Genomic DNA, 4,270 nt, shown 5'->3' on the forward strand with positions numbered 1-4,270 from the left:
GCGCAGTTCCCCGCGCCCCTAGGTTTTTAGGGGCGCGGGGAACTGCGCAGTCTTTTGGGGGTTCGGGGGCGGAGCCCCTGAGGCTGGGACGGGAATGGGTAGGGGCGGCGGGGGCGAAGAAAGCCCCCGCCGCCCGCCTCGCTCTAGACCCCGTTACGCCAACTGTGCGGTGTTTCAGGGGTTTTGGGGGTGGGGGGTGGGTGGATGCGTCAGCATCGGGGCGTGTTGAGTAGTGGTGGGTTGCGGGCGCATTTGCTGGCGGCGAGGCTGGCGGGGACGGTGGCCACCTCGCGGGAGGCGAGCCTCAGGAGCTATCGGTTGTTCGCTGCGCGGGATCCGCGGGTGACGATCGGGCTTGACCCTGAATGGTCATGGGAACAACCGGATTTGATCGCTTTGATGGCGGACAAGTGTGGAGTGTCCCCCGATCCGCGGCACGTCTCCGGCCCTGATGTGATCGATCCTGAGCGAACCCTGGCGGCTCTTGACGCCTTCGCCGCGCGGCTTGCGGAAGCCGCACGGAACCGTTCCCCGGTGCTGCTCGGCACCGGACACCCGCACCGACTGATCGGTTTCTACGCCGACCTCGCGGACGCTCTGTCGGCGGCGGGGTGTACCGTCCTCACCCCGGCGCATGGTCACTGTGTCGACATAACGACCCGGTTCGGTCTACGCACGTACAACCTTGACTACGTACGAGGAGTCGCGCTGGTGCGCGAACCCGGGGCGTGGGACCCCGGTCGTGAGACCGGCGCGCACACGCACTCTCCCCTCCCGGTTCGTACCGCTCTGGCCGCCGCGGCGGAGGCCGGCGGACCGCTCCCGGAGCTCGTGGTGGGAGACCACGGCTGGGTCTGCGGAGCAGGTCAGCTGGGGTTCGAGGCCATCGGCCTGGGTGACACCGACGATCCCGCGCTGTTCGTCGGAGAGGCAGAGGGGCGGGTGTCCGTCGTCGTTCCACTTGATGACGCTGTGCGGTCTGATTACTACCGACCGCTTACTCGCTATGTACTCAATCGAGCGTGTCTGTCACAGTAGGCCGCCGATGGCCCCTCCTCTTCCCCACTCGCATCACACGCCCCTACTCTGGGGAGTGAGCACGCAACGACGAAGTGTCACCGGAAGGGGAAGCCGGTGACCGTCGAGTGCGGAAGGTTCAGGTGTGTCATGGCTGCTGGCGAGAGGCCTCTGAACGAGGTTCAGTTCCTTACCGTGGCGGAAGTCGCCTCGGTGATGCGAGTGTCGAAGATGACCGTGTACCGATTGGTGCACAGCGGTCATCTGCCCGCGATCCGGGTCGGGAGGTCATTCCGCGTCCCGGAGCAAGCGGTTCACGAGTACCTTCGCGAGTCCTACGTGGGGGTGGAGACAGCCTGACGGCGGTCCGGGGAGGTCCCGGGACGGCTCGATCGCGTCCCGTGGGCCTCACCCGGAACTCCTCGATTACGACCTCGGCGCTCAGGCGGGTAGGCTGGCCCCTCATAAGTCGTGTGGGCCCATGCAGCCCAGCAACGAGTAAAGAGAAGTGAGCGAGGGTAGTCGTGGGCTCTGTTATCAAGAAGCGGCGCAAGCGGATGGCGAAGAAGAAGCACCGCAAGCTGCTCAAGCGCACTCGCGTTCAGCGTCGCAACAAGAAGTAAGTCGCGACGGACAGCGGTCACCCGCCACAAGAGGGCAGACGGTGGGCGACGACGCTGTGACAGTGCGCTCTGTGGCCCCCCACCGGCTGGTGGGGGGCCACAGTCGTACCCGGTACTACCCCCGCCGCGATGTCCGGCCGGGCGAACGCTGTGCGTATGTCCGGGCCTACGACTGTGCGGCGAATGGCTGGGTCTGATCGTACGTCCGGGGGTCCCGTCACTTCGTGCATCGGGCGGTCATCACAGCGCAACACCGACCCGCTAACGTGGCCGTCACGGGGAACACGGCAGAGTACGAACGGCACAGTACGAGCAGCATGTCGACGGCTGGAAGGAAGGCGCTGATCTTGGGGAAGGTCGTGCTCGTGACCGGAGTGGCCCGCCAGTTGGGGGGCCGGTTCGTACGACGGATCCAGCGTGACCCCGAGGTGGACAGGGTGGTCGCCGTGGACGCGGTCCCGCCGGAGCACCACCTGGGCGGCGCCGACTTCGTACGGGCCGACATAAGGCAGCCCGCCATCGCCAGGGTGCTGGCGGAGCACTCCGTGGACACGGTGGTGCACCTGGACGTGACGGCCACCCCGCTCGGCGGCGGCAGCCGGACCACGGTCAAGGAGACCAACGTCATCGGCACCATGCAGCTGTTGGGTGCCTGCCAGAAGTCGCCGACGGTCAAGCGGCTCGTCGTGAAGTCCAGTACCAACGTGTACGGGTCGGCCCCGCGCGATCCGGCCGTCTTCACCGAGACCACCCCGCCCAAGTCGCTGCCCAGCGGCGGTTTCGCGAAGGACACGGTCGAGGTCGAGGGGTATGTGCGCGGGTTCGCGCGGCGGCGGCCCGACGTGGCCGTGTGTGTGCTGCGGTTCGCGAACATCCTCGGGCCGAGCGCGGACTCGCCGCTCGCCGCGTACTTCTCGCTGCCCGTGCTGCCGACCGTGCTCGGCTACGACCCGCGGCTGCAGTTCGTGCACGAGGACGACGTGATCGAGGTGCTGCGGATCGCCTCGCACGAGCCGCGGCGCGGCACGCTCAACAGCGGTACGTTCAACATCGCCGGCGACGGTGTCCTGCTGCTCTCGCAGTGCGCGCGGCGGCTCGGCCGGCCCACGGTTCCCGTGCTGATGCCGGCGGTGAGCTGGGTGGGCTCGGCGCTGCGTACGCTGGGCATGACGGACTTCTCGCCGGAGCAGCTGCGGCTGCTCACGCACGGCCGGGTCGTGGCGACCCGGCAGATGCGCGAGACGCTCGGCTACGGTCCCAGGTACACGACCGCGGAGACCTTCGCGGACTTCGCACGCAGCCGAGGGCCCGGACTCCTGCCCCCCGAGGCCCTTGCGGGGGCCGTCGACCGGATCGCGGCACTGCCTGTACTCGGCGGTGGCCACCTCCCGACGCAGAGCGCCAACTGAGGAGCGCATCAACGATGGCGGACGCCAAGGTCATTCCGTTCGACGACGACCGGTCCCGCGGGAGTGCCGTACAGCGGCCGCCGCGACGCCGGGGCGCGGGGAGCAGGCGCAAGGGCGAGCCCGTGGTGGTTCGTGAGGTCCAGCCCCTGCCCGCACGAACGATTCAGCAGGATGATGTTCCCGTGACGCGTGAGGAACCGGCTGCTGTGGAGAAGCCGCAGGAGAATGGCTGGGACCGGCGCATCGCCGGCGGTCTGTCCTTCCTGCGGCGGCGACTGACGGGTGAGTACGAGGTCGACGACTTCGGTTACGACCAGGAGCTCACCGACCAGGTCCTGATGTCGATGCTGCGGCCCCTCTACGAGAAGTACTTCCGCGTCGAGGTGAAGGGCATCGAGAACATCCCGTCGGAGGGCGGGGCGCTGATCGTCGCCAACCACTCCGGGACGCTGCCGCTGGACGGCCTGATGATGCAGGTCGCCGTCCACGACAACCACCCCGACGGCCGTCATCTGCGGCTTCTCGCGGCCGACCTGGTCTTCATGCTGCCGGTGGTCAACGAGCTGGCCCGCAAGGCCGGTCACACGCTCGCCTGCGCGGAGGACGCCGAACGGCTCCTGGAGCGCGGCGAACTGGTGGGCGTGATGCCGGAGGGCTTCAAGGGCATCGGCAAGCCGTTCAGCGAGCGCTACAAGCTCCAGCGCTTCGGCCGCGGCGGCTTCGTGTCGACGGCCCTGCGCCAGGGCACGCCGATCATCCCGTGCTCCATCGTGGGCGCGGAGGAGATCTACCCGATGATCGGCAACTCCAAGACGCTCGCCCGTCTCCTCGGCTTCCCTTACTTCCCGATCACGCCGACGTTCCCATGGCTGGGCCCGCTCGGCGGGATCCCACTCCCCACGAAGTGGACGATCCAGTTCGGCGAGCCGATCCTGACGGACGGCTACCCGCCGGAGGCGGCAGAGGATCCCATGCTGATGTTCAACCTCACGGACCAGGTGAGGGAACAGATCCAGCACACGCTGTACAAGCTGCTGGTGCAGCGGCGGTCGGTGTTCTTCTAAGGGGCCTGGATACGTCCAAGGCTTCTGGATACGTCGGTGGGGGCGCCCCTTTCAACAAGGGGGGCCCCCCCCGACGGATCCCGGGAAGCAAGGCCGCGGTGTCGGGGTGGGTTACCCGGCCAGGGGGGGGGGCCCGGGGGGGGGGTGGGAGGGGTGA

5 protein-coding genes are annotated in these 4,270 nt (G+C 68.1%); all 5 read left to right on the forward strand.

The features are described 5' to 3' along the window. Positions 1 to 222 precede the first annotated feature (222 nt). The 5 genes from ACFWXQ_RS40625 (at position 223) to ACFWXQ_RS40645 (ending at position 4,113) form a co-directional block, all read left to right on the forward strand. On the forward strand, positions 223 to 1,038 hold the full coding sequence (locus tag ACFWXQ_RS40625) for a phosphatase (RefSeq protein WP_383956880.1): 816 nt from the start codon (positions 223 to 225) through the stop codon (positions 1,036 to 1,038). A 129-nt stretch (positions 1,039 to 1,167) separates the two neighbouring features. Continuing rightward, a complete protein-coding gene (locus ACFWXQ_RS40630; RefSeq protein WP_093781815.1) occupies positions 1,168 to 1,377 on the forward strand; it encodes a helix-turn-helix domain-containing protein in 210 nt (69 codons plus the stop codon). Positions 1,378 to 1,541: 164 nt separating this feature from the next. Further along, positions 1,542 to 1,640, forward strand: coding sequence for a 30S ribosomal protein bS22 (locus ACFWXQ_RS40635; protein ID WP_003948845.1), 99 nt, complete (start codon positions 1,542 to 1,544; stop codon positions 1,638 to 1,640). 347 nt (positions 1,641 to 1,987) lie between these two features. After that, positions 1,988 to 3,049, forward strand: coding sequence for an NAD-dependent epimerase/dehydratase family protein (locus ACFWXQ_RS40640; RefSeq protein WP_143644173.1), 1,062 nt, complete (start codon positions 1,988 to 1,990; stop codon positions 3,047 to 3,049). 14 nt (positions 3,050 to 3,063) lie between these two features. Then, positions 3,064 to 4,113: a lysophospholipid acyltransferase family protein gene (locus tag ACFWXQ_RS40645; RefSeq protein WP_383956877.1), complete on the forward strand. Its 1,050-nt coding sequence runs from the start codon at positions 3,064 to 3,066 to the stop codon at positions 4,111 to 4,113. Positions 4,114 to 4,270: the final 157 nt, after the last annotated feature.

This window comes from Streptomyces sp. NPDC058697, from assembly GCF_042715345.1.
In the GTDB taxonomy this organism is placed as follows: Bacteria; Actinomycetota; Actinomycetes; order Streptomycetales; family Streptomycetaceae; genus Streptomyces; species Streptomyces liliifuscus.

Coding starts and splice junctions, on each gene's coding strand:
- ACFWXQ_RS40630 (WP_093781815.1), top strand. CDS start 1,168: ATGGCTGCTGGCGAGAGGCCTCTGAACGAGGTTCAGTTCCTTACCGTG.
- ACFWXQ_RS40645 (WP_383956877.1), top strand. CDS start 3,064: ATGGCGGACGCCAAGGTCATTCCGTTCGACGACGACCGGTCCCGCGGG.